Genomic DNA, 24437 nt, shown 5'->3' with positions numbered 1-24437 from the left:
CACAGGCGGAGGGCGTGGCGCGGCCTAGGCCCGCTCCAGAACCCCGGCGATGCTCTCGAACAGGGCTCGCCCGTCGGTGGGGCCGACGAGCGGGTCGACATGGTTCTCGGGGTGCGGCATCAGGCCGAGCACGTTCAGCTTCTCGGAGACGATGCCGGCGATGGAGTTGGCGGCGCCGTTGAGCACCTGCGCGTCGTCGCGGCGCCCGTCCGGGAGCACATAGCGGAACACCACGCGGCCCTCGTCCTCCAGACGCTTCAGCGTCTCGGCGTCGGCGGTGTAGTTGCCCTCGCCATGGGCCACCGGGTAGCGCACGATGGCGCCCTTCGAATAGCGGCGCGTGAACGGCGTGTCGCTGCGCTCGACCTTGAGCAGCGCCTCGCGGCAGATGAAGCGCAGGCGCGCGTTGCGCACCAGCACGCCCGGCAGCAGGCCGCTCTCGCACAGGATCTGGAAGCCGTTGCAGATGCCGAGCACGAGGCCGCCGCGGGCGGCATGGTCGCGCACGGCCTCCATGATGGCGGCGCGGGCGGCGATGGCGCCGCAGCGCAGATAGTCGCCATAGGAGAAGCCGCCGGGCAGCACCACGAGATCGGTGCCGGCGGGCAGGGCGGTGTCGGCGTGCCAGACGAGGGCGGGCTTCACCCCGGTGACGAGCTGCAGCGCGCGCGCCACGTCGCCCTCGCGGTTGGAGCCGGGAAAGACGATGACGGCAGCTTTCATGGTCGTCAGCCCACGAGCTCGATGCGGTAGGTCTCGATCACCGTATTGGCGAGCAGTTTCTCGCAGGCATCCTTCAGCGTGGCCTCGGCCTTGGCCGGATCGGCGGTGTCGAGCTCGACGTCGAACACCTTGCCCTGGCGCACGCTGGCCACGCCCGGTACGCCGAGCGAGCGCAGGGCGCCCTCAATGGCCTTGCCCTGCGGGTCGAGCACGGCGGATTTCAGGGTGACGAGGACTCGCGCCTTCATGGAACCACTCTCGGGGACGTTCTAGCGAAACGGAAGCGGGACAAATAGAAACGGGGGCTTTGCGGCCCCCGCCTATCACTTGGCCGCGAACGGCTCAATGCTCGATTGCGGAATGGCAGACCCGAGGGCTGCGCATCCACTCACTTCTCGGGTTCGGACTTGACCAGCACCGGGCCGCCGGACTGCAGCCGCTCGTTCTCGGACATGATGCCGAGGCGGCGGGCGACTTCCGAATAGGCCTCGACCAGGCCGCCCATGTCGCGGCGGAAGCGGTCCTTGTCCAGCTTGTCGTTCGACTTGATGTCCCACAGCCGGCAGGAATCCGGGCTGATCTCGTCGGCGACGACGATGCGCATCAGGTCGTTTTCCCACAGGCGGCCGCATTCCATCTTGAAGTCGACAAGGCGGATGCCGACGCCGAGGAACAGGCCGGAGAGGAAATCGTTGACGCGGATCGCCAGCGCGATGATGTCGTCGATTTCCTGCGTGGTCGCCCAGCCGAACGCCGTGATGTGCTCTTCCGAGACCATCGGGTCGTTGAGCGCGTCGTTCTTGTAGTAGAACTCGATGATCGAGCGCGGAAGCTGGGTGCCTTCCTCGATGCCGAGGCGGGTCGACAGCGAGCCGGCGGCGACGTTGCGCACCACCACTTCCAGCGGGATGATCTCGACTTCGCGGATGAGCTGCTCGCGCATGTTCAGCCGCTTGATGAAGTGCGTGGGGACGCCGATCTCGTTCAACTTCTGGAAGATGTATTCCGAGATTCGGTTGTTCAGCACGCCTTTGCCGTCGATGACGTCGTGCTTCTTGTTGTTGAAGGCGGTGGCATCGTCCTTGAAGTGCTGGATCAGCGTGCCGGGCTCAGGGCCTTCATAGAGGACCTTCGCCTTACCTTCATAAATGCGGCGGCGGCGGCTCATGGGTGGGTACCGTCGGTTGAGGAAGTCCATTAGGGTGCCGGGGCTCCGGTTCCGGGTTCACGGCTGGGGCGCCGCTTATGCGCGATACGTTCGCGCTCTGTCGATTCGTTTCGCGTGGCACCGGCGCCCTCACCCGGACACTAGCCCATCGGGGGGGCGGATACAAACACCGGCGCGCGTATCGGCTGCGCGTCTGGCGCGGTCCCGCGGCCACGGGGGCGATGAGCGTCACATTGACGTAGGGGCGTGTCGTGACGTCGACGGGCGTTGATTTGGGGGCGGGCACGCGATAATCAAGCCCGCGACTTTCCGAGACACAGGGCGAGCAAGCATGAGCACGTTCAACGACCGCGAAGACGCGTTCGAGGCCAAGTACGCCCACGATCAGAAGCTGCGGTTCAAGGCCTTGGCCCGCCGCAACAAGGCGCTGGGCCTGTGGGCGGCCGAGAAGCTCGGCCTCGCCGGCGCCGAGGCGGACACCTATGCCCGCACGATCGTCGAGGCCGACCTCGAAGAGGCCGGCGACGAGGATGTCTACCGCAAGCTGAAGGCCGATTTCGACGCCAAGGGCCTCGACGTCTCCGAGCACCGCATCCGCCGTACCATGGAAGAGCTGCTCACCGCCGCCATCGAGACGCTGAAGAACGAAGGCTGATTCCGGGTCGGTCCGGGCGCCGGAGCGGGCGAATCACGCTTCGGCGCGGATCACGGCGGTTGCATCTTGGCAACCATCTTTCTGTCATTTGATTGCGAAGGAACCGCATTCGCGGCATCCCTGACGCTGGCTGCTGCCGTCCGCTCCGGACCGCCGCGCCAGGGGAGGAGCCGATGCGGTTCACGACGTCCTTCGCACTGGCCTCGTGCCTGACCGTCGCCGGCGCGCTCAGCGCCGCTGCGGCGCCGGCGGTCACGACGGCGTCGGCGAATGTGCGCGGTGGTCCGGGTACCTCCTATCAGGCGCTCGGCACGCTGCCGGCCGGCTCGCCCGTCGATGTGGTCGGATGCTCCGGCGGCTGGTGCCAGACCCAGTACGGCTACATCGCCGCCTCGCTGCTGAGCCAGGCCGGTGCCGCCTATGGCCTGCCCGCCGCGCGTCCCGGAACCGCCTACCGGTCTCCCGCCGCCGCGCCCATCCTGCCGTCTTCGCCATTGGCGCCGCCCACCTATTCCGCCCCGACCTATGCCGGCCCGGCCGCCGTGGCCGGCGCCGCCGCGCTCGGCTACGGCTCGGCGCCGTCGTCGGGGGCGGCCCCGGCCGCTCCCGCCCGGCCGGTCGCGCCCGCGCTCGCCGCCTCGCCGGCTCCCTCGGTCATGGCCGCGCCGGCCCAGACCCATGTCTATTCGCCGACCGGCCCGGCCGGGGCGGTCGCCCACGTGGCGGCCGAGGCGTCGCATCCGGGCACTGACACCACCATGGCGGGGCCGCGCACGACGATCGGCGTGGCCAATGTGCGCTCGGGACCGGGCGTCGAATACGATGTGGTCAAGACGCTGCCGGACTTCACCAAGGTCGAGGTCACGGGCTGCGCTAACAGCTGGTGCCAGACCAATGAGGGCTATATCAGCCTCTATCTGCTCTCGCGGGGCTCGGTGCAGCAGGTGCTGAGCCCGGCGGCGCAGCCGCGCATACCCGGCTCGAACACCCGCGACTCCGCTTCCTGGAACCCCGCCGCGCAGGCCGCCATGGGCTACGGCGCGGCCGGCATCGTGCCGCAGGGCTATCCCGCCCTGGCGCCGCGCACCGCTGCCGTTCCGCGCTCCATGCTCGCCGCCGCACCGGCGGGCTATGGCGCCGCGAGCACGGCATCGACGCGGACGGCGGCGAATGTGCGCGGCGGGCCGGGGACATCCTATCCCGCCCTCGGCACGCTGCCGGCCGGCTCGCCGGTCGATGTGGTGGGATGCACCGGCGGCTGGTGTCAGACCCAGTACGGCTACATCGCCGCCTCGCTGCTGGGGCAAGGCGGGGCCTATGGCGCGGCGGCCGCCTATCGTGCGCCGGCGCTGACCTATCGGGCTCCGCCGGTTCTGGCCGCGCCGGCGCCGATCTATGCGGCGCCTCCGGTCCTGGCGGCGCCGGCCCAGACCCATGTCTATTCGCCGACGGCTCCGGCCGGGGCGGTCGCCCACGCGGCGGCCGAGGCGGTGCATCCGGGCACCGACACCACCATGGCCGGGCCGCGCACGACAATCGGCGTGGCCAATGTGCGCTCGGGACCGGGCGTCGAATACGATGTGGTCAAGACGCTGCCGGACTTCACCAAGGTCGAGGTCACCGGCTGCGCCAACAGCTGGTGCCAGACCAATGAGGGATATATCAGCCTCTATCTGCTCTCGCGGGGCTCGGTGCAGCAGGTGCTGAGCCCGGCGGCGCAGCCGCGCATACCCGGCTCGAACACCCGCGACTCCGCTTCCTGGAACCCCGCCGCGCAGGCCGCCATGGGTTACGGCGCGGCCGGCATCGTGCCGCAGGGCTATCCCGCCGCCATTCCCGGTAGCGTGGTGCCGAACTATGCGGCGGCGGCGCGCGCCTATGCGCCTTCGACGGCGGTCGGCACCTATGGCGTGTCCGGCACGGCCACCACGACGGCCACGGTCAACGTGCGCAGCGGCCCCGGCACGGGCTACGACACGCTCGGCACGCTGCCGGCCGGCTCGCCGGTCGAGATCGTCTCCTGCACGGGGAGCTGGTGCCAGACGCAATATGGCTATGTCAGCGCGCGCCATGTCGACCAGGGCGGCGCCTTTGCCAGCGCAGCCCCGGCCCCGGCGCCGCGCCGGCGGACCGGCGTGACCGTTCCGGCCGCACGTCCCTATCCGGTCGGAACCAGCATCGGCACGGTGCCGATTTCGCCCTCGCAGGCGCCGCGTTATCTCGGCGCGCCCGGCATGGGCTCGGCGGTGACGCCCGCGCTGGCGCCCTCCGGGGCGGCGGGGAGTGCCGTCGCCGCGACGACGGTCAATGTGCGCAGCGGCCCCGGCACGGCCTATGACGTGCTCGGCACGCTGCCGGGCGGCTCGCCGGTCGACCTCGCCTCCTGCGCGGATGGCTGGTGCCAGACGCAATACGGCTATGTCAGCGCCCGGCTGCTCGAACCGGCGGGGGGCGACACCGGCGTCTACGCCGCGCCGACGCTGGCCGGCGCCTATCCCGGGACCGGCTATGCCGAGCCCGCATCAAGCCGGGGCTATTCGGCGCAGGCCTTTCCCGCCGTTTATGATCCCGCGCTCACTCCGCAGGCCGGCTACGCCACCGCCGCCAGCCTGCCGGTCGAGGACACACTGTCCGGCATCGGCAGCAGCCGGGACGGCTACGGGCGGGGTACCGGCTGGACCAACTGGCGCACGAGCTGGGGACCCGGCTACTGGGGGCCGGCCCTTCGCGGGCGCAACGCGACGTCCAACTGGGGCGCGCGCCCCAGCTACTGGGGCGGCCGCACCACCTTCTGGAACGTGCATCCGGGCTATCCCACGCGGGCCTATGCCGGCGACCGGCGCGGCAACATGTACTGGTCGCGAAAGGGCGAGGGGCGCCTGCCGCAATCGCCGGGCTTTTACTACGGCCTCGGCCCGCGCTGGCAGGGTCCCTATGCCGAGGGCCCCGAATATAACGGTCGGCCGGTGGTCTGGCGCCCGCGCAGCGGCGTGTGGTGAGCGCGGTCACATCTTCGTCCGACCGCGCCTTTCCGTAGGTAATGCAACCAATTCCGCCGGAATCGATTGCTATCGAGGATGAGGCGAGCACGAGGCCGGTCGACATGTCGACCGGCACGGCGCCCAAAAGGACGTTCGACGCCGGACGTCGGTGCTGCATCTTCGTGCGGCACGCACATCGCGGGAGGATGTGATGAAGCTCTTGAAGTCGCTCACGCTGGCGGCCGGCCTGCTGATCGCCGGCGCGGCCATGAACGCGGCGGCTGCGGCCGTTGTCACCAGCAATGTGAACATTCGCAGCGGTCCGGGCACGGGCTATCGCGTCATCGGCTCGCTTCCGGCGGGCGCGCGCGTCAATGTCGGCCGCTGCAGCGGCAACTGGTGCCGCGTGGCGGGCGGCTGGGTCAGCGCGGGCTTCCTGTCCGGCGGCGGCACGTCCGTGGTGGTGAACCCGAACTACTACGCGAACGACGTGGCTCTGGGCGTCGGCGCCTTCGCCCTCGGCGCGGCGGTCGGCTCGACCTGGGGTCCCGGTTGGGGCGGCGGTGGCTGGTACGGCCCCGGCTGGGGTGGCGGCTGGTACGGTCCCGGCTGGCGTCCGCGTCCCGTGTGGGGCCCGGGCTGGCGTGGTCCCGGCTGGCGCGGCGGTCGGGCCTGGCGCGGCGGTCCCGGCTGGCGCGGCGGGCGGGCCTGGCGTGGCGGCCCCGGTTTCCGTGGCCGCCCGGTCTACTTCCGTCCCGGTTTCCGCCGCCGCTAGTCGCGACGGCGGCGATCCGGCCGGGGCTCAGCTCCGGCCGAACACCCGCTGGAAGATCGTGTCGACGTGCTTGAGGTGATAGCCGAGGTCGAACTTCTCGGCGATCTCCTCGGCCGTCAGATACTGGCGGACCTCCGGGTCGTTGGTCAGCAGGGTCTGGAACTCGCCTTCGCCGCGCCAGACCGGCATGGCGTTGCGCTGCACGAGGCGATAGGCGTCCTCGCGGCTGGCGCCCTTCTGGGTGAGGGCCAGCAGCACGCGCTGGGAATGCACGAGGCCGCCGAGGCGGTCGAGATTGCGCTGCATGTTCTCCGGGTAGACCACCAGCTTCTCGATGACGCCGGCGAGGCGGTTCAGCGCGAAGTCGAGCGTCACCGTCGCGTCCGGCCCGATGCCGCGCTCCACCGAGGAGTGCGAGATGTCGCGCTCATGCCAGAGGGCGACATTCTCCAGTGCCGGCGTGACCATGCCGCGCACGAGACGGGCGAGGCCGGTCACGTTCTCGGTCAGCACCGGGTTGCGCTTGTGCGGCATGGCCGAGGAGCCCTTCTGGCCGGCGGAGAAGAACTCCTCGGCTTCCAGCACCTCGGTGCGCTGCAGGTGCCGGATTTCGATCGCGACGCGCTCCATCGAGGAGGCGACGACGCCGAGCGCGGCGAAATAGGCGGCGTGGCGGTCGCGCGGGATGATCTGCGTCGACACCGGCTCGACCTTCAGCCCGAGCTTTTCGGCGACATATTCCTCCACGCGCGGGTCGATCTGCGCGAACGTGCCGACCGCGCCGGAGATGGCGCAGGTCGCCACTTCCTCGCGCGCGGCGACGAGGCGGGCGCGGTTGCGCTGGAACTCGGCATGCGCCTGCGCCAGCTTCAGGCCGAAGGTGGTCGGCTCGGCATGGATGCCGTGCGAGCGGCCGATGGTGGGGGTGAGCTTGTGCTCGAAGGCGCGGGCCTCCAGCGCGGCCAGCAGCCGGTCGACGTCCTTGATCAGAATGTCGGCGGCGCGCACGAGCTGCACCGACAGGCAGGTGTCCAGCACGTCGGAGGAGGTCATGCCCTGATGGACGAAGCGCGCCTCGGGCCCGACGATTTCGGCCAGATGGGTCAGGAAGGCGATGACGTCATGCTTGGTGACGGCCTCGATCTCGTCGATGCGCTCGACGTCGAAGGTGGCGTCCTTGGCCATCTCCCAGATCTTCGCGGCGGCCTCCCTCGGCACCACGCCGAGCCCGGCGAGCGCATCGGTGGCGTGCGCCTCGATCTCGAACCAGATGCGGAAGCGGGTCTGCGGCTCCCAGATGGCAGCCATTTCGGGGCGGGTATAGCGCGGGATCACGGGCGGCTCTTTCGGCAAGCGACAGGATTGCCCGCGCTCTAGCAGATAGGCGAGAGCGGGACAAATCCCGCCCGTCCGTGGCGCCGACGCTCAGACCAGTTCGCCGCGCGCGCGCAGTGCCGCGTCACGGATGGCCTTCACGTTTCCAGCATAGGAATCTGCGCCGCCCTTGAACACGGCGGAGCCGGCGACGAGCGCGTTGGCGCCGGCCTCGATGCAGGCGGCCGCCGTGTCGCGGGTCACGCCGCCGTCGATCTCGATGTCGATCGGCCGCTCGTCGATCATGGCCGAGAGCCGGCGCACCTTGTCGAGCACGGAGGGGAGGAAGGCCTGCCCGCCGAAGCCGGGGTTCACCGTCATCACGATGACGAGATCGATGACGTCGAGCACCTGTTCCACCACGTCGGGCGGGGTGGCGGGATTGATGGCGACGCCCGCCTTCTTGCCCAGCGCGCGGATCGCCTGCAGCGAGCGGTGCAGATGCGGGCCGGCCTCGGCGTGCACGGTGATGTGGTCGGCACCGGCCTTGGCGAAGGCCTCCAGATACGGATCGGCCGGTTCGATCATCAGATGCACGTCGAAGGGCTTGGCGCAGAGCGGGCGGATCGCCTTCACCACGTCGGGGCCGAAGGAGATGTTGGGCACGAAATGCCCGTCCATCACGTCGATATGGATCCAGTCCGCCCCGGCGGCGTCGACCGCGCGCACCTCCTCGCCGAAGCGCGCGAAGTCGCAGGCGAGGATGGAGGGGGAGATGATCAGCGGACGGTCGGTCATGGCGGAACTCCGGCGTTTCGCGGGGGCGTAGCATCATGGGACCGGGGCGGCAATGGCGCGCCGCGCGGGGGAAGAAGCGCGCTGCGGCGGCAGCCCGGCGCCCTTGCGGAACTTGCGTATTGTCCGGGCAGGCGAAAAGGCCAAGCATATGGGGGTCGAATCCGTCCGTGCGCGAGGCGCGGGAAGCGGCGATCGAGTGGAGAACGTCTCATGATGAAGAAGAGCATGCTCGCCGCGCTGGCGGTGTTGTCGACAGTGGGCCTCATGGGCACGGTGCAGGAGGCCAGCGCATGGCGGGCGGCCGGCTGCGGCGGACGCGGCTGCGGCGTTGCCTGGGGCGGCGGCTGGCGCAGCCCGGGCCATTATTACGGTCCCGGCCGCTATTACGGCCCGGTGCCGCGCGGCGGCGGCGTGGTGGTGGTCAATCCGCGCCCCTACTGGCCGCCGGGCGGTGCCGTGGCCGCCGGAGCGGCGCTCGGCTTCCTGACCGGCGTGGCGGCGGCCAACCTCGCCGGCCCGCCGCCGCAGCCGAACTATTGCTGGTTCTACACCAATCCCCAGCGCACGCAGGGCTTCTGGGAACCCTGCCCCTGAGGCGTGAGCCGACGCCGGCCGCGAGGTCGGCGCAAAGAAAAGGCGGCCGGGATGAGCCGGCCGCCTGAGTGGAGGCAACACCGGGGGTGGATCATGTCCGGCCCCGGCCGTTCAGGAGGGTGGGCCGCCGAGCCCATCCGCTCCGCCGGCTCCCGGAAGAGCCGATCCGTCGTCACTTGGACCGCTCACTTGGACCCGTCACTTGGACCAGGCGTCGACCTTGTCCTTGTTCGCGGCGACCCAGGCCTTGGCGGTGGCGGCCGGGTCGGCGCCGGGCTTGTTGTTCTCGACCATCACCTTCTGCTCGTCGTCCAGCGAGAGCTTGAAGTTGCCGAGGATCTTGTAGGCCTCGGGGGCCTCGGTCTTCAGCTTGGTGGAGACGACGGTGTTCACGGTCTCCTCGCCACCGAAAACGCCCTTGGGGTCATCGAGGTATTTGAGGTCCCATTCGGCGAACATCCAGTGCGGCGTCCAGGTGGTGACGATGATCGGCTCCTTCTTGGAGTAGGCGTCCTTGAGCGCGGCGACCATGGTGGCGTCCGAGCCCTCGACCAGCTTCACCGGCAGGCCGTAATCCTTGATCGCCTTCTCCGACGCCTTCATCAGGCCGGCGCCGGGGTCGATGCCGATGACCTTGCCGCCGAACTTGGCCGGATCCTTCTTGATGTCCTCGATGGAGGTGATGTCGACATAGGTCGGCACGGCCCAGCCGATCTTGGCGCCGGTCACGTTCGGGCCGAGGTCTTCCACCTTGCCCTTCAGCTTGGCGTAATAGGCGGCGTGGGTGGCCGGCAGCCAGGCCGCGACCATGGCGTCGGCCTCGTCGGTGGCGACCGCCTGCCACATGGCCGCGCCCGAGAGCGGCACGATCTTGACCTTGTAGCCCTTCTCCTCCAGCGCGGTCTTGACGATGTTCGTCGCGACGACCGCGTCCGACCATTCGACATAGGCGATGGTCAGGTCCTTCTTCTCCGCCTGGGCGGCGCCGGCCGCGAGGCCAAGGGCGGTGGCGGCGAGGGCCGCGCTCTTCACGAATTTTCCGAGAAACGACATGTCGGGAGGCTCCACGTTGGAAGGGTTCGGGGGGCGGAAGTCGTTGCGCTGCTTCCGTTGAGGGTGAGGGATCAGCCGCGGTCGGCGGCCTGCCGGTCCTGCCGGATGTGGCGGGCGATGTGCTGGGTGATGCGGTCGAGGATGACGGCGAGCACGACGATGGCGATGCCGGCCTGGAAGCCCTGTCCCGCCTCGAGGCGCTGAATCGCCTTCCACACCTCGCCGCCGAGGCCGCCGGCACCGATCATCGCTGCGATCACCACCATGGAGAGCGCCAGCATGATGGTCTGGTTGATGCCGGCCATGATGGTCGGGATGGCGAGGGGAAGCTGCACCTTGAACAGCTTCTGCCAGCGGCTGGAGCCGAAGGCGTCGGCCGCCTCCACCAGTTCCGGCGGCGTCTGCATGATGCCGAGCGCGGTGAGGCGGATGGTCGGTGGCATGGCGAAGACGATGGTGGCGAAGCAGGCCGACACCGCCCCGAGCCCGAAGAACGGGATCGCCGGGATCAGGTACACGAAGCTCGGCATGGTCTGCATCATGTCGAGCGCCGGTGCCACCACGCGCCAGAAACGCTTGCTGAGCGCCGCCGAGACGCCGATCGGAATGCCGATGGCGAGCGCGAAGGCGGTGGAGACGAGCACCAGCACCAACGACTGGAGCGTCGCTCGCCACAGTTCGAGATTCCACAGGAAGGCGAAGCCGACGACCGTCGCGATGGCGATGCGGGCGGTGGTCAGGCGCCAGACCAGCAGGCCGAAGGCGAGGATGACCAGCCACGGCGGCAGGTCGACGAGGAAGTCGGTGGTACCCTCGATGCCGGAGCCCACCACGGCGCTGACCGCGCGGGTGACGCCGGAGAAATGCTCGGTCGCCCAGTCGAGGGCGATGTCGCACCATTCGGCGAGGGGAATGCGCGGAATCTCGAACGCCATGCCCGTGTCCCCCTAATGCGTCGTGTCGGCGCGGCGGCGCGCCAGCGCGGCCACGAGGTCGGCATTGGCGATGACCCCGCGCAGGAAGCGCTCGGCGTCGATCACGGCGATCTCGCCGCGCCCGTCGGCGAGCTTGGCGACAGTTTCGTTGAGGGTCGCGGAGGAGGGCACGCAGGCTTCGCGGTCGCTCAGCAGCAGGCGCAGCTCGGTGTCGCCGGCGCGCCGCAGCGTGTCGGCGTCGACCGTGCCCTGGAAACGGCCCTCGTGGCAGACGACGGTCATCACCGGCTCGCCGGACTGGACGAGGCTCGCCAGCGCCTCGGCGGCGGTGCTCTGCCAGGGCTTGACGGCCGCCGGCGCGCGCATGGCGTCGCCGGCCGTGACCACGCCCAGCACGTCGATATGCTCGACGAAGCGGCGGACATAATCGTCGGCGGGATGGGCGAGGAAATCGGCGGCGGTGCCTTCCTGCACGACGCGGCCGTCCTTCATCAGCACGATGCGCCCGCCGAGGGCGATGGCCTCGTCGAGATCGTGGCTGACGAAGACGATGGTCTTCTTGAGCCGCTTCTGCAGGGCGACGAGTTCCTGCTGCATGTCGCGCCGGATCAGCGGGTCGAGGGCGCTGAAGGCCTCGTCCATCAGCAGTACGTCGGGATTGAGGGCCAGCGCGCGGGCGAGGCCGGCGCGCTGCTGCATGCCGCCGGAAAGCTGCGAGGGGTAATGCTGGTCCCAGCCCTTGAGGCCGACGGTCTCGATCGCCGCCAGCGCGCGCTCGCGCCGTGCCTCGGCGGCGAGGCCCTGCACTTCCAGCCCGTATTCGACATTGCGCAGGATGGTGCGGTGGGGGAACAGCGCGAATTGCTGGAACACCATGCCGAAGCGGGTGCGGCGGAACTCCATCAGATCGCGCTCGCCGAGCGCGGTGACGTCGGTCTCGTCGACGAAGACAGAGCCCGAGGTCGGCTCGATCAGCCGGTTGATGCAGCGCAGGCAGGTCGACTTGCCGGAGCCGGACAGGCCCATGACGACAAGGATCTCGCCCTCGCCGACGTCGAAGCTCACATCGTGCAGCCCGATGACGGCGCCGGTCTGCTTCTGCACCTCGGCGCGGTTCTGCCCGGCCTGGAGCAGCGGCAGCGCCGCCCCGGCCTTGTCGCCGAAGATCTTGGTCAGACCCCGAACCCGAATGCGTGGCTTTGCGTCGTTCATGCGCTCCCCTCGTCTAGAGGCGAGTGTCGGGCGCATGGCAGCCATGCCGATTGGACAGATGCGACAATGGGGGCTGCAAAGACGACAGGAGGGTGACAGGACACCGTCGCTATTGCGTTCGCCTCAACAGCGCCGTTGCGTCGGCCGCAATGACGTCGCGCCCGCCGCGCGGCTCAGCCTCCGCGCCAGCGGTCGCGCCACGCGGGAATCGTGCCGGGCTGGGGCAGGGCGGTGGCCTCGAAGACGGCGCGGGCGCAGGCCCGGGCGAGCGCGCGCACCACTGCGTCGCCGATCAGGGCGAGGTCGAAGATCGGGTCGGCCAGCGGGCGCCTGCCGGTGGCAGCGGCGAAGATGGTGTCGCCATCGAGCGGGCTGTGCACCGGCCAGATGGCATGGGCGTAGCCGTCATGCGCCATCACCGCGAGGCGCTTGCACTGCGCCTTGGTGAGCACCGCGTCGGTGGCGACGATGGCGATGGTGGTGTTGGCGCCGGGCGGCAGGCCCTTCAGCAGCGGGCGCTCCGGCAAGGGGGGCAGCGGCGAGGGCAGGCCGAGCCCGCCGAACTCGCCGCCGCGCTCGAAGGGCGCCGCCCAGAAATGCGGCCCGCCGTTGAGATTGACAGTGCCGCAGGCATTGACCGCCACCAGCGCCCCGACCGTGTGGCCGGAGGGAGCGAGCGCCGAGGCCGAGCCCAGCCCGCCCTTGAAATCGACCGTCGTCGCGCCGGTTCCAGCGCCTGACGTGCCGAGCGGGAAGTCGCGTCCGGCGGCGTCGTCGGCCGCCTCGAGCGCCTCGATTGCCGCCCGGTAGCCCAGCTCGCGATAGGGCGAGAACCGGCCCCAGGCCTTGTTGCCGCCATTGATGAGATCGAACAGCACCGCCCCGGGCACGATGGGCACGCGCGCCTCGCCGACGGGAAAGCCGATGCCGCGCTCCGCCAGCGCCGCCATGACGCCGCCGCCGGCGTCGAGCCCGAAGGCCGAGCCGCCGGACAGGGTGAGCGCGTGAATGGCGCCGACCGTCTCGTCCGGCGCCAGCAGATCGGTCTCCCGCGTGCCCGGCCCGCCGCCGCGCACATCGACGGAGGCGACCGCCGGCTCGTCGAAGATGACGGTGGTGACGCCGGAGGCGAGGTCGAGGTCGGTGGCGTTTCCGACCCTGAGGCCGGCGACGTCGGTGATCAGGTTACGCATCGTTTTCCTCGCGCACGGGCATCACATCACGGGGAGGGCCAAGGCACCGCATTGCGCAACCCGATGCGGGCGTGCATTGGGAAGCTCCCCGGGAACGGCAAGGTTGCGCATTTCATGGCCGACGTCACTCTTCCGGCCGCCTTCGTGGCCGGTATCGCCAGCTTCGCCTCGCCCTGCGTGCTTCCGCTGGTTCCGCCTTACCTGTGCTACCTCGCCGGCACCAGCCTCGACCAGATCACCCACAAGGCGCCCACCGATGTCGCCGCGTGGCGCACGCTGGGCGCGGCCGGGCTGTTCGTTGCTGGCTTCACGACGGTGTTCGTCGCGCTTGGCGCCGGCGCCTCGGTGGCGGGCGGCTATCTGCGGCTCTACTCGCAGGAACTGGCCATCGTGGCGGGCGTCGCGATCCTGCTGATGGGCCTGCATTTCCTCGGCATTCTGCGCCTCGGCTGGCTGACGCGCAGCAAGCGCGTGCATGTCGACGCGCCGACCACGCTGGCCGGGGCCTATGTGATGGGGCTGGCCTTTGCCTTCGGTTGGACGCCCTGCATCGGCCCGGTGCTGGCGGCGATCCTCGCCGTGGCGGCGAGCGAGCAGACGCTGACGCGCGGAGCCGGTCTGCTGGCGACCTATTCCGCCGGGCTCGGCGTGCCCTTCCTGCTGGTCGCGGCGATGGCGCGCCCGGCGCTCGGCCTGCTCGGCCATGCGCGCCGTTACCTGCCGATCATCGAGAAGGTGATGGGCGCGCTGCTGGTGCTGACCGGCATCGGCTTCCTGTCCGGCTGGATGTCGGAGATGAGTTTCTGGCTGCTGGAGACGTTCCCGGCGCTCTCGGCCATCGGTTGAGCGGTACGCCGCTTCCACGGCATGGCCAAAAGAAAACCCGCCGGATCGCTCCGGCGGGTTTCGTCATAGGCGCGGTGAAAACCGACGCCGCGCGGCGAAGCGCGGCGGTGCGGCTCACATCTGCGAGTAGCCGCCGTCCTTCCAGACGTACAGCACGTAGTCGAGGGTGGTGCGGTCGCCCTTCTTGTCGAAGATCAGGTCGCCAAGAACGGTCTTGAAGGTCTTGCCCGAGTGGATGTACTCGGCCAGCTTGGCGTTATCGAGCGACTTGGTCGCCTCGGCAGCCTGCTGGAACACCTGGCCGGCGGCGTAGGTGTAGAGCACGTAGCCTTCCGGATCGATGCCCTTCTTCTTGAACTCGGCGACGACCGCGGCGGCAGCCGGGCTGTTGCGCGGATCGGGGCCGAAGGTCATCAGGGTGCCGGCGGCGCCCGGACCGGCGATGGTCCAGAACTCCTTGTCGGTGATGCCGTCGCCCGAGAACAGGACGGTGGTCATGCCCTGGTCGCGCATCTGGCGCACGAGCAGGCCGGCTTCGGTGTGCAGGCCGCCGTAATAGAGCACGTCGACATTGGCGGCCTTCAGCTTCGACACGAGCGCGGAATAATCCTTCTCGCCCGGGTTGATGCCTTCATAGACGACTTCCTTGATGCCGGCGGCATTCATGGACTTCTGGGTCTCGTCGGCAAGGCCCTTTCCGTAGGGGGTCTTGTCGTGAACGATGCCGACCTTCTTGCCCTTCAGGTTCTTGGCGATGTAGTCGCCGGCGACGGCGCCCTGCTGGTCGTCACGACCGCAGACGCGGAACACGGTGGTCATGCCGCGCTCGGTGAAGGTCGGGTTGGTCGAGGCCGGGGTGAGCTGGAGAATGCCCGCTTCGGCATACTGCTCGGAGGCCGGGATCGACACGCCCGAGTTGAAGTGGCCGAGGACGACCTTGACGCCGTCCGAGATGAACTTGTTGGCCACCGAGACGCCCTGCTCGGGCTTGGAGGCGTCGTCGCCGATGATCAGCTCGACCTTCTGGCCGAGGATGCCGCCCTTGGCATTGACGTCGGCGGCCCACTGTTCGGCGCCGTTCTTCAGCTGGGCGCCGAAGGTGGCATTCGCGCCGGTCATGGGACCGCCCACGCCGACCTTGATCTGCGCCGACGCCGGAGCGGCCAGCGCCGCCATGGCGCCGAGCGCGAGGCCGGCAATCAGAAGCTTCTTCATGAACGTCTCTCCTGGTTCTGGAAGGGTGGAAAGCAGGGCCTTTACGGCTCGGCGACGATCGCCCCGGGCCGGTATCATGCCTTTTTCGGTGCTCTTGTCGACGAGCAAGCGAAACATGGTGAAGGCGCCTATCGCGACTCGCCGGAACGGTTTCCGGCGCTGCCTTCGAGCCAGCCGAACAGCCCGGACTGGCGGTAGATCCAGCCATAGCGGGTGGCCATCTGCCGGGCCCGCTCGGCACGGAAGCCGAGGGTGGCGATGGCGACCAGGAAGGCCGTATCGGTGAGGAAATAGTGCAGCGAGAGCAGCGTGCCCTCGAACAGCGCGAAATGGAAGAAGCGCACCACGCAGCCCAGCAGCAGCGCATAGAGCACCGCCTGCCGGTAGGGCCGCCAGGTGGTGGCGATGGAACGGCCGGTCAGCCACGCCGCGCCGCCGCCCAGAAACAGGGAGACGAGCACGAAGTCGGCGCGCGACACCTCGACCACCAACTCGGGCATGAACGCTGCCGAGAGCAGGACGAGGGCGACCACCAGCAGGGGGAGGGCGACGGCGAGGCTTGCCGAACTGCCCTTGGAGACGAGGGTGCCGGAAACGGGAGCCATCAGTGCGCCCCTCCTTCGAGATAGGCGGCGCGCACTTCCGGACGCTCCAGCAGTTCGCGGCCCTCGCCGGAGAGGGTGATGGCGCCGTTGACGAGAACATAGCCGCGATGGGCGAGCTTGAGCGCGTGGAAGGCGTTCTGCTCGACCAGGAACACGGTGAGTCCTTCGGTGCGGTTGAGCTCGCGGATGGCGTCGAAGATCTGGCGCACCACCAGCGGCGCGAGCCCGAGCGAGGGCTCGTCCAGCATCAGCAGGCGCGGCCGGCTCATGAGCGCCCGGCCGATCGCCAACATCTGCTGCTCGCCGCCCGAGAGCGTGCCGCCGCGCTGGTTGATCCGCTCCTTGAGTCGCGGGAACAGCACGAAGACCTTTTCCAGATCGGCGTCGAAATGGGCGAAGCCATCGACCGCCGCGCCCATTTGCAGGTTCTCGAACACGCTCATGCGCGGGAAGATGCGCCGGCCCTCGGGCGACTGGGCGATCTTGAGATGGGCGATCTCATGGGTCGGCACCTTGGTGATGTCGCGCCCCTCGAACAGGATCGAACCCTCGCGCGGGCGCGGCTGGCCGAAGATGGTCATCATCAGCGTCGACTTGCCGGCGCCGTTGGAGCCGATCAGGGTGACGATCTCGCCCTTGTAGACGTCCACATCGACGCCGCGCAGGGCCATGATGTTGCCGTAGAAGGTCTTGACCCCGCGCACCTGGAGCATCGGCGCATCGGTGCGGGCCGGCGTGGCGAGGGCGGGTGTGGTGGCGGTGAGACTATCGCTCATGCGCTCGCTCCCGGCGCGGAATGCTCCATGTGAAGCTCGGCCTCGACTTCCTCCACGGCGTCCTCGTCGACGCCGAGATAGGCGGCGATCACGCGCGGGTCGTTCTTCACCGCCTGCGGCGTGCCGTCGGAAATCTTGGTGCCGTAGTCCAGCACGACCACATGGTCGGAAATTTCCATCACCACGCTCATGTCGTGCTCGATCAGCAGGATCGAGGTGCCGTGCTCGGCGCGGATGGCGCGCAGCAGGGTGTTGAGTTCGAGGCTTTCGCGCGGGTTGAGGCCGGCGGCGGGCTCGTCGAGACAGAGCAGGATCGGCTCCGAGCACATGGCGCGGGCGATCTCCAGCCGGCGCTGGGCGCCATAGGGCAGGTCGCCGGCCGGGTCGTCGGCGCGGTCGGTGAGGCCGACCTTGTCGAGCCAGTATTCCGCCTTCGCGGTCGCGGCCTTCTGGGCCTTCGTCCAGCCCGGCAGCCCGAACAGCCCCTTGAGCGAATAGCCCGAGGCGGCCATCAGCGCGTTGTGCTGGGCGACCATGAGGTTTTCCAGCACGGTCATGCCGGTGAACAGCCGGATGTTCTGGAAGGTGCGGGCGACCTTCGCCTCGCCGGACACCCGGTAGTCGGGCATCCGCTCCAGCAGGAACACGCCGGCGTCTCGCCCGACGAGCGAGCGCTCGCCGATGCGCGTGACCTCGGCGATCTCGTCGGGCGTCGGCGCACGGCCATGCGCCAGGATGAGGCGGCCCTCGCTCGGCTTGTAGAAGCCGGTGATGCAGTTGAACACCGTGGTCTTGCCGGCGCCATTGGGGCCGATCAGGGCGGTGATGTCGCCGCGCCCGACCTTGAAGCTGAGGTCGTTGACCGCGATCAGGCCGCCGAAGCGCATGAACAGGTGTTCGACCATGAGGATGGGGTCGGCTTCCCAGCGCGGGAGGCCGCTTGCGGGAGAGGTTGCCATCAGCCGTGGCCCTCCTTCACGAGATCGCCGGAAACCGCCTTGCGCTCCTTGAGGAAGATCGTCGGGTCGCGGGTGGAGACGAGGCCGCGCGGCTTCCACACCATGATGGCGACCATGGCGAAGCCGAAGATCAGCATGCGGTAGAGGCTGGGGTCGAAGTCGTTACCGAAGATCTGCTTGAGGAAGCCGAGATTGCGCAGCATCTCCATGCCGCCCATCATCACCGCCGCCGCCACGGCGACGCCGATCTGCGAGCCCATGCCGCCGAGCACGACGATGGCCAGGATCATCGCCGACACGTCGAAGGTGAAGCTCTCCGGGCTGACGAAGCCGGCACGCACGGCGAAGAAGCAGCCGGCGAAGCCGCCGAACATGGCGCCGGTCGCGAAGGCCGACAGCTTGGTCGTCGTGGTGTTGATGCCGAGCGAGCGGCAGGCGATCTCGTCCTCGCGCAGCGCTTCCCAGGCGCGGCCGACGGGCAGGCGCCGGAGGCGCACGGTGACGAAGGCGGTCAGCAGCGCCAGCGCCAGGATCACGAAGTAAAGGAAGACGATGCGGTGCATCGGGCTGAAGGGCAGCCCGAACAGCGCCGCGAATCCATCCGGCCCGGCATTGAAGGGAATGCCGAAGAAGGTGGCACGCGGGATCGAGGCGATGCCCGCCCCGCCATTGGTGAAGTCCACCCAGTTGATGAGCACCAGGCGGATGATCTCGCCGAAGGCCAGGGTGACGATGGCGAGATAGTCGCCGCGCAGGCGCAGCACCGGGAAGCCGAGAATCATGCCCCAGACACCGGCGAAGATGCCGGCCATCGGCAGGCAGAACCAGAACGCCCAGTTGGCCCAGAAGGTGGCGCCGAACAGGCCGGCGAAGAAGTCGTTGATCGGGGCCGAGGTGGCGAGCAGGGCATAGGTGTAGGCGCCCACCGCGTAGAAGGCGACGTAGCCGAGATCGAGCAGGCCGGCGAGGCCGACGACGATGTTCAGCCCCCAGCCAAGCATCACATAGGTGAGGATGAGGATGCCGAGGTCGATGAGGTAGCGGCTCTCGTTCAGCCCGCCCAGGGAGAAGGTGGCGATGGCCGGGAAGAGCACCGCGAAGGCCAGCAGCGCCGGCTTGACGCCGGGGCCCATCACCGTGCCGGCCCGGTCGAACAGGGTCGGGCCGGTGTGGGTGGAGGGTTTGCGGTTCGGCGACCACAAGGTGAGGTTGAGCAGCAGCCGGCCGACGAAGATGATGCCGACCATGATGGCCAGCAGCGAAGGCCGGTAGGCCAGCCCCAGCGCGCCGTCGATGATGACGGTCTCGAACCCGACAAGCGGGCCGAACAGGCCCAGCGCGACAAGGCCGGCGATCAGCGCGTCCTTGAAGGCGGGGCCCAGCACGGGGTTGGCGGCCGCGGGCGGAGCGGTTTCGGCGGTCTGGACAGCCATGATGCGCGACCTCAGACCTTCTCGACCTCAGGCCGCCCCAGAAGGCCCTGCGGCATGAAGATGAGCGTGATGGCGAGGATGGAGAACGCCGCCACGTCCTTGTACTCGATGGAGAAATAGGCCGACCAGAAGGTCTCGATCAGCCCGATCAGCAGCCCGCCGAGCACGGCGCCGGGCAGCGAGCCGATGCCGCCGAGCACGGCCGCCGTGAAGGCCTTCACGCCCGGCACGAAGCCGTCGGCGAAGTTCGCGACGCCGTAATACATCAGGTACAGCGTGCCGGCGACGGCGGCCAGCGCGGCGCCGATGACGAAGGTCAGCGAGATGGTGTGGTCGACATTGATGCCGAGCAGCGCCGCCATCTTGCGGTCCTGTTCGCAGGCGCGCTGGGCGCGGCCGAGCGAGGTCTTCTGCACCAGGTACCAGAAGCCACCGAGCAGCGCCGCCGTGATCACCATGATGATCACCTGCTTCCAGGCCAGCGTGACCTGATAGGAACCGTTGTCCATCAGCACGATCACATCGGTGATCATGGGCGGGATCGGCTTGTTGCGCGGACCCTGCGTCACCTGGACGAAATTGGCGAGGAAGATCGACATGCCGATGGCGGAGATCATCGGAGCCAGCCGGAACGAGCCGCGCAGCGGCCGGTAGGCCACCCGCTCGATCGCCCAGTTCAGCAGCGAGGTAAACACCATCGCCACGACAAGCACGATGGCCAGCGCCAGGAATATCGAGGTGATGCCCATCACCGTCGTGACCAGCAGGAAGCAGATCAGCGCGATGAAGGCGGAGACCATGAACACGTCGCCATGGGCGAAGTTCACCATGCCAATGATGCCGAACACCATTGTATAGCCGATGGCGATCAGCCCGTAGATCGAGCCGAGCGTCAGCCCGTTGATGAGCTGCTGAACAAAGATTTCCATATTATGCTCCGGCTCCCCTCAGCCGTTTCTGCGGAAGGCGCCTGCGCCGGGCTTTTGCGTAATTTATGATCGTGCCCATAGCGTATGCGCTTCTGACTCTTAGCCTGCACCGCGCTCCGATACAATTCGATCGAAAGACGAAATGCAATCGATCGAAACAGATGATATATGGGTAATAAGATACCGTTTTCTTGAAATCCCTTGCAACTCAGGCGCTTATTGAGGCGTTTGCACGGCACTGTCGTAGCGAAGGGGTTCATCTTTTCGTCACGTTCCGGCCATGCCGGGGTCGTGAATTCCTGTGGCTTTTCAAATTCGCACGGGGAGAGTTATGCACAGCGACGCTCCCGGCCGGGTCGGTGCGGGCGGCTGTGCACAATGGAAGGTGGAACGGGTTTGGATGAAGTGCGGAACCACGGCGCGCAGACGCATGTCGAACCCGGCCTCTATCGCGAGGCGATGAGCCGGCTCGTCGCGGCGGTGCATGTCGTCACCACGCGCGGCGAGGCGGGACGGGTCGGCTTCACCGCGACGGCGGTCGCCTCGGTGTCGGACAGCCCGCCGACCCTGCTGGTCTGCCTCAACCGTCGCGTCAGCTCGGCGGCGGCGTTCCGGCAGGCCGGGCGCTTCGCCGTCAACATGCTCGCCGCCGGGCAGCAGGAGATGGCGGAGATCTTCGGCGGTCGCGGGGCCCTGAACGGCGAGCAGCGCTTTGCCGCCGGGCGCTGGCACGAGGGCGCGCTTGGTGTGCCGTGCGTTGTCGGGGCCATTGCGGTGTTCGAGTGCGCGATGGTGGACGTGCGCACCATCGCCACCCATGACGTCCTCGTCGGCCGGGTCGAGGCGGTCACGCTCGGGCCGGATGGCGCCAAGCTGGCTTATGTGGATCGCAGATTCCGCGCGGTCTGACGCGTTCAGGCGAACTGGCCGGCGACCCAGCCGGACGACCACGCCCACTGGAAATTGTAGCCGCCAAGCCAGCCGGTGACGTCCACCACCTCGCCGATGAAATAGAGCCCCGGCACCTCGCGCGCCTGCATGGTGCGGGAATCGAGCCCGGCCGTGTCGACGCCGCCCAGAGTGACCTCGGCGGTGCGGTAGCCCTCCGAGCCGGTCGGCTTGAGCCGCCAGTTGTTCACCGCCTCGTCGAGGCGCCGCAGCGCCTTGTCCGAGAGGTCGGCGAGGTTGGCCGGACCGGCCTCGGCCTCGGTGACGAACTGGGCCAACCGCTTGGGAATGAAGGCGGAAAGCGCGGTGACCGGCGACTGCCGGCCATTGGCGGAGCGTGCCGCGCGCAGGGTGGCGAAGACGTCGGTATCGGGCGCGAGCGAGAGGGCAATCTCGTCGCCCTCGCGCCAGTAGGAGGAAATCTGCAGGATCGCCGGGCCGGACAGGCCGCGATGGGTGAACAGCAGCCCTTCCTCGAAGGCGGTCCTGCCGTGCCGCACACGTGCCTCGACGGAAACTCCGGTGAGCGGTGTGAGACGCCCAAGCAGCCCCGGCTCCAGGGTGAGGGGCACGAGGCCGGGCCGCGTGGGCTGCACCTTGAGGCCGAACCGTTCGGCCAGTTCGTAGCCAAAGCCGGTGGCGCCCATTTTCGGGATCGACTTGCCGCCCGAGGCGACGACCAGCGAGCGGCAGGCGAGCGCGCCCGTCGTCGTCGCCAGCGAAAAGCCGTCGGTGGTGCGCTCGATGCCGTCAATGGAGGTCGACAGGCGCAGTTCCGCCCCGGCTTCGCGCAGGTCGTCGGTCAGCATCGCCACGATCTGCCGCGCCGAGCCGTCGCAGAAGAGCTGGCCGAGGGTCTTCTCGTGCCAGGCGATGCCGCGCGCGTCGACGCGGCGGATGAAGTCGTGCTGCGTGTAGCGCCGCAGCGCCGAGATGCAGTAGCCCGGATTGGCCGACAGGAAGTTCTTCGGGCCCGCGTCGCGGTTGGTGAAGTTGCACCGGCCGCCGCCGGAGATGCGGATCTTCTCGCCCGGCGCGTCCGCATGGTCGATCACCACCACGCGGCGCCCGCGCCGGCCGGCCTCGATGGCGCACATCAGCCCGGCCGCGCCGGCGCCGACCACCACCACATCCACGTCCACAGGCCGGCTCACACCGCCTCCCCATAGGCATGCACGCCGCCGCAATAATCGGTGACGCGCCAGCCTTCCGGCGCCGGCTCCAGCCAGGAGGGGCCGACCGGCACCTTGCCGTGGCCGCCGGGTATGTCGAGCACATAGGTCGGGAGCGCGAGGCCGGAGACGCGACCGCGCAACGCTCGCATCAGTTCCTGCCCACGCTCGATGGTCAGGCGGAAATGCGCGGTGCCCGGCGCGAGGTCGGGATGGTGCAGGTAATAGGGCTTCACCCGGCACTCGACGAGGGCGCGGAACAGCGCGGCGAGCGTCTGCGCGTCGTCGTTCACCCCGGCGAGCAGCACGCTCTGGCCGACGAGCGCGAGGCCGGCATCCGCCAGCCGGGCCAGAGCGGCGCGGGCCTCGGACGCCAGCTCGCGGGCGTGGTTGGCATGCACCGCGACATAGGTCGTCACATCAGGCGCGCGCAACGCCTCCACCAGCGCCGGCGTCACCCGCTCGGGCGCCGCCACCGGCACGCGGGTATGGAAGCGCACGATCTTCACATGGCCGATGGCGGCAAGCCGGGCCATGAGGTCGGCCAGCCGGCGCGGCGCGACGACAAGCGGATCGCCACCCGTCACCACCACTTCCCAGATTTCCGGATGGGCGGCGACATAGGCGAGCGCGGCGTCGAGCGCCGCGTCGGACAGGCTGGTCTCGGCGCCGGGCCCCACCATCTCGCGGCGGAAGCAGAAACGGCAATAGACGGCGCAAACCCCCACCAGCTTCAGCAGAACGCGGTCGGGGTAGCGGTGAACGATGCCCGGCACCGGGCTGTGCGCCCCGTCGCCGATGGGATCGCCCAGTTCCTGCGGGTGCGTCTCCAGTTCGCGCGCATCGGGCACGAACTGGCGGGCGATGGGATCGGCGGCGTCATCGCGGTCGATCAGGCCGGCAAGGGCCGGCGTGACCGCCACGGCGTAGCGGGCGGCGACGCGGGCGAGGTCGTCGCGCGCGGCCTCGGCCGGCAGCAGGCCGGCCTCGCCGAGCTCGTCGAGCCCGCGCAGCGTGCGGGCCGGCAGCGCGGCGACGGCGGGAGAAGCAAGGGGGCGGTTCATGCGCGGCTTTGTGATGGTTTCCGCCCCGCTCGGCAAGGCGGACGCCGGCCGGCGCGTTATAGTCGCGTGGAAATGACCGGGAGGCGGCCATGCGCGCAGGCGACGACGACGTATTGCGGGTGGCCGCCGAGTGGCGGCGGGCGGGGCGGGGCGTGGCGCTGGCGACGGTGGTCGCCACCTGGGGCTCGGCGCCCCGGCCGGTCGGCAGCCATCTGGCGATCGACGGCGAGGGCAACTTCCTCGGCTCGATCTCCGGCGGCTGCGTGGAAGGCGCCGTCGTCGCCGAGGCGGCCGAGGTGATCGCCGGCGGCGGGGCGCGCCTCGTCGAATTCGGCGTCGCCGACGAGACCGCCTGGCAGGTCGGGCTGTCCTGCGGCGGACGCATCGCGGTCTATGTCGAGAGGGTCGACTGATGGAGCTCGCCCTTCTCGACGCGATGAATGCCGAGCGCGCGGCGCGCCGCGCCTGCGTGCTGGTGACGGTGCTGTCGGATGGCCGGCAGCGGCTGGTGAAGGCCGCGGATGCGGCCGCCGACCCGCTGGCGGGGCCGCTCGGCGAGGCGCTGCGCAGCGGCCGCAGCGGGCGGATCGAGCACGAAGGCGAGGCGCTGTTCCTGACCGTAGAGGTGCCGCCGCCGCGCCTGATCATCACCGGCGCCGTGCATATCTCGCAGGCGCTGGCGCCGATGGCGGCGATGGCCGGGCTGGACGTGACCATCATCGACCCGCGCACCGCCTTCGCCACGCCCGAACGCTTTCCCGGCATCGACCTGCGGGCCGAATGGCCGGACGACGCGCTGGCGCGCCTGCGCCTCGATTCCTTCACGGCGGTCGCCGCGCTCTCGCACGAGGCGCGGATCGACGATCCCGCGCTGGTCGCGGCGCTTGCGGCCGGCTGTTTCTATGTCGGCGCGCTCGGCTCGCGGCGCACCCATGCGGCGCGGCTGGAGCGGCTGGCAGGGCAGGGCGTGCCGCGCGCGGCGCTGGCGTCCATCCGCGCCCCGATCGGCCTCGACATCGGCGCCGCGAACCCGGCCGAGATCGCCGTCTCGGTGCTCGCCGAGGTAATCGCCGCGCGGCGCCGGGCGCC

The 24437-nt window shown here is 69.3% G+C and carries 24 protein-coding genes and 1 pseudogene; 8 read left to right on the top strand and 17 right to left on the bottom strand.

Annotated features, from left to right (window positions below; translation table 11 throughout):
- Positions 1-24: 24 nt before the first annotated feature.
- The 3 genes from purQ to purC form a co-directional block, all read right to left on the bottom strand.
- Positions 25-723 carry a phosphoribosylformylglycinamidine synthase subunit PurQ gene (gene purQ / locus GBB76_RS05640; RefSeq protein ID WP_152302391.1) on the bottom strand — a complete coding sequence of 233 codons (699 nt, stop codon included), beginning with the start codon at positions 721-723 and terminating at the stop codon, positions 25-27.
- Positions 724-728: 5 nt separating this feature from the next.
- Positions 729-971 carry a phosphoribosylformylglycinamidine synthase subunit PurS gene (gene purS, locus GBB76_RS05635; RefSeq protein ID WP_152302390.1) on the bottom strand — a complete coding sequence of 81 codons (243 nt, stop codon included), beginning with the start codon at positions 969-971 and terminating at the stop codon, positions 729-731.
- Positions 972-1111: 140 nt separating this feature from the next.
- Positions 1112-1921 (bottom strand): phosphoribosylaminoimidazolesuccinocarboxamide synthase, encoded by an 810-nt coding sequence (gene purC / locus GBB76_RS05630; RefSeq protein WP_152302389.1) that lies wholly within the window; start codon positions 1919-1921, stop codon positions 1112-1114.
- Between the two features lie 301 nt (positions 1922-2222).
- Here purC and GBB76_RS05625 point away from each other — a divergent pair, with 301 nt between their 5' ends.
- The 3 genes from GBB76_RS05625 (at position 2223) to GBB76_RS05615 (ending at position 6302) form a co-directional block, all read left to right on the top strand.
- Positions 2223-2546, top strand: coding sequence for a DUF1476 domain-containing protein (locus GBB76_RS05625; RefSeq protein ID WP_152302388.1), 324 nt, complete (start codon positions 2223-2225; stop codon positions 2544-2546).
- Positions 2547-2719: 173 nt separating this feature from the next.
- On the top strand, positions 2720-5545 hold the full coding sequence (locus tag GBB76_RS05620) for an SH3 domain-containing protein (RefSeq protein WP_152302387.1): 2826 nt from the start codon (positions 2720-2722) through the stop codon (positions 5543-5545).
- A 193-nt stretch (positions 5546-5738) separates the two neighbouring features.
- Positions 5739-6302, top strand: a complete 564-nt coding sequence (locus tag GBB76_RS05615; RefSeq protein ID WP_202911173.1) for an SH3 domain-containing protein — start codon at positions 5739-5741, stop codon at positions 6300-6302.
- A 27-nt stretch (positions 6303-6329) separates the two neighbouring features.
- Here GBB76_RS05615 and purB read toward each other — a convergent pair whose 3' ends face one another.
- Positions 6330-7637: an adenylosuccinate lyase gene (gene purB / locus GBB76_RS05610; protein ID WP_152302385.1), complete on the bottom strand. Its 1308-nt coding sequence runs from the start codon at positions 7635-7637 to the stop codon at positions 6330-6332.
- A 90-nt stretch (positions 7638-7727) separates the two neighbouring features.
- Entirely contained in the window at positions 7728-8414 is a 687-nt protein-coding gene (gene rpe, locus GBB76_RS05605; RefSeq protein ID WP_152302384.1) for a ribulose-phosphate 3-epimerase, read from the bottom strand.
- A gap of 210 nt (positions 8415-8624) precedes the next feature.
- On the opposite strand from rpe, the gene GBB76_RS05600 reads away from it, so the two are divergent.
- Positions 8625-9008 carry a hypothetical protein gene (locus GBB76_RS05600; RefSeq protein ID WP_152302383.1) on the top strand — a complete coding sequence of 128 codons (384 nt, stop codon included), beginning with the start codon at positions 8625-8627 and terminating at the stop codon, positions 9006-9008.
- Between the two features lie 198 nt (positions 9009-9206).
- Here the strand turns inward: GBB76_RS05600 and GBB76_RS05595 are convergent, their stop codons facing one another.
- The 4 genes from GBB76_RS05595 to GBB76_RS05580 all read right to left on the bottom strand — a co-directional run bounded on the left by GBB76_RS05595 (position 9207) and on the right by GBB76_RS05580 (position 13401).
- On the bottom strand, positions 9207-10061 hold the full coding sequence (locus GBB76_RS05595; protein WP_152302382.1) for a glycine betaine ABC transporter substrate-binding protein: 855 nt from the start codon (positions 10059-10061) through the stop codon (positions 9207-9209).
- 71 nt (positions 10062-10132) lie between these two features.
- Positions 10133-10996, bottom strand: a complete 864-nt coding sequence (locus GBB76_RS05590) for a proline/glycine betaine ABC transporter permease (protein WP_152302381.1) — start codon at positions 10994-10996, stop codon at positions 10133-10135.
- Positions 10997-11008: 12 nt separating this feature from the next.
- Entirely contained in the window at positions 11009-12208 is a 1200-nt protein-coding gene (locus tag GBB76_RS05585; protein ID WP_152302380.1) for a glycine betaine/L-proline ABC transporter ATP-binding protein, read from the bottom strand.
- Positions 12209-12381: 173 nt separating this feature from the next.
- On the bottom strand, positions 12382-13401 hold the full coding sequence (locus GBB76_RS05580) for a P1 family peptidase (protein ID WP_152302379.1): 1020 nt from the start codon (positions 13399-13401) through the stop codon (positions 12382-12384).
- 114 nt (positions 13402-13515) lie between these two features.
- Here GBB76_RS05580 and GBB76_RS05575 point away from each other — a divergent pair, with 114 nt between their 5' ends.
- Positions 13516-14247 (top strand): cytochrome c biogenesis CcdA family protein, encoded by a 732-nt coding sequence (locus tag GBB76_RS05575; RefSeq protein ID WP_152302378.1) that lies wholly within the window; start codon positions 13516-13518, stop codon positions 14245-14247.
- 114 nt (positions 14248-14361) lie between these two features.
- On the opposite strand, the gene GBB76_RS05570 is transcribed toward GBB76_RS05575, so the two are convergent.
- The 6 genes from GBB76_RS05570 to GBB76_RS05545 form a co-directional block, all read right to left on the bottom strand.
- Positions 14362-15462 carry a branched-chain amino acid ABC transporter substrate-binding protein gene (locus GBB76_RS05570; protein WP_152302377.1) on the bottom strand — a complete coding sequence of 367 codons (1101 nt, stop codon included), beginning with the start codon at positions 15460-15462 and terminating at the stop codon, positions 14362-14364.
- A 128-nt stretch (positions 15463-15590) separates the two neighbouring features.
- Positions 15591-15962 (bottom strand): DUF6867 family protein, encoded by a 372-nt coding sequence (locus tag GBB76_RS05565; RefSeq protein WP_202911209.1) that lies wholly within the window; start codon positions 15960-15962, stop codon positions 15591-15593.
- A 104-nt stretch (positions 15963-16066) separates the two neighbouring features.
- On the bottom strand, positions 16067-16843 hold the full coding sequence (locus GBB76_RS05560) for an ABC transporter ATP-binding protein (RefSeq protein ID WP_152302375.1): 777 nt from the start codon (positions 16841-16843) through the stop codon (positions 16067-16069).
- Positions 16840-17802 (bottom strand): ABC transporter ATP-binding protein, encoded by a 963-nt coding sequence (locus GBB76_RS05555; RefSeq protein WP_152302374.1) that lies wholly within the window; start codon positions 17800-17802, stop codon positions 16840-16842. Before GBB76_RS05555 ends, GBB76_RS05560 begins: the two co-directional genes overlap by 4 nt.
- Positions 17802-19235 (bottom strand): high-affinity branched-chain amino acid ABC transporter permease LivM, encoded by a 1434-nt coding sequence (gene livM, locus GBB76_RS05550; protein ID WP_152302373.1) that lies wholly within the window; start codon positions 19233-19235, stop codon positions 17802-17804. Before livM ends, GBB76_RS05555 begins: the two co-directional genes overlap by 1 nt.
- A gap of 11 nt (positions 19236-19246) precedes the next feature.
- Positions 19247-20164, bottom strand: coding sequence for a branched-chain amino acid ABC transporter permease (locus GBB76_RS05545; protein WP_018391412.1), 918 nt, complete (start codon positions 20162-20164; stop codon positions 19247-19249).
- A gap of 405 nt (positions 20165-20569) precedes the next feature.
- Between GBB76_RS05545 and GBB76_RS05540 the strand changes: the two genes are divergently transcribed.
- On the top strand, positions 20570-21073 hold the full coding sequence (locus tag GBB76_RS05540; RefSeq protein WP_246669101.1) for a flavin reductase: 504 nt from the start codon (positions 20570-20572) through the stop codon (positions 21071-21073).
- Positions 21074-21078: 5 nt separating this feature from the next.
- Here GBB76_RS05540 and GBB76_RS05535 read toward each other — a convergent pair whose 3' ends face one another.
- Complete coding sequence (locus GBB76_RS05535; RefSeq protein WP_152302371.1) at positions 21079-22266, bottom strand: NAD(P)/FAD-dependent oxidoreductase; 1188 nt, start codon at positions 22264-22266, stop codon at positions 21079-21081.
- Entirely contained in the window at positions 22263-23348 is a 1086-nt protein-coding gene (locus GBB76_RS05530; RefSeq protein ID WP_152302370.1) for a lysine-2,3-aminomutase-like protein, read from the bottom strand. The genes GBB76_RS05535 and GBB76_RS05530 overlap by 4 nt, the downstream gene beginning before the upstream one ends.
- Positions 23349-23437: 89 nt before the next feature.
- Here GBB76_RS05530 and GBB76_RS05525 point away from each other — a divergent pair, with 89 nt between their 5' ends.
- Both GBB76_RS05525 and GBB76_RS18820 read left to right on the top strand, forming a co-directional pair.
- On the top strand, positions 23438-23761 hold the full coding sequence (locus tag GBB76_RS05525; protein ID WP_152302369.1) for an XdhC family protein: 324 nt from the start codon (positions 23438-23440) through the stop codon (positions 23759-23761).
- A pseudogene (locus GBB76_RS18820) lies at positions 23761-24435 on the top strand (XdhC family protein); the annotation flags it as partial. The gene GBB76_RS05525 and the pseudogene GBB76_RS18820, both read left to right, overlap by 1 nt.
- Positions 24436-24437: the final 2 nt, after the last annotated feature.

It is taken from the genome of Ancylobacter sp. TS-1, assembly GCF_009223885.1.
GTDB lineage: Bacteria > Pseudomonadota > Alphaproteobacteria > Rhizobiales > Xanthobacteraceae > Ancylobacter.
Note: the sequence above shows the minus strand (reverse complement) of the source record. Positions and strands in the feature narration are given on the sequence as shown.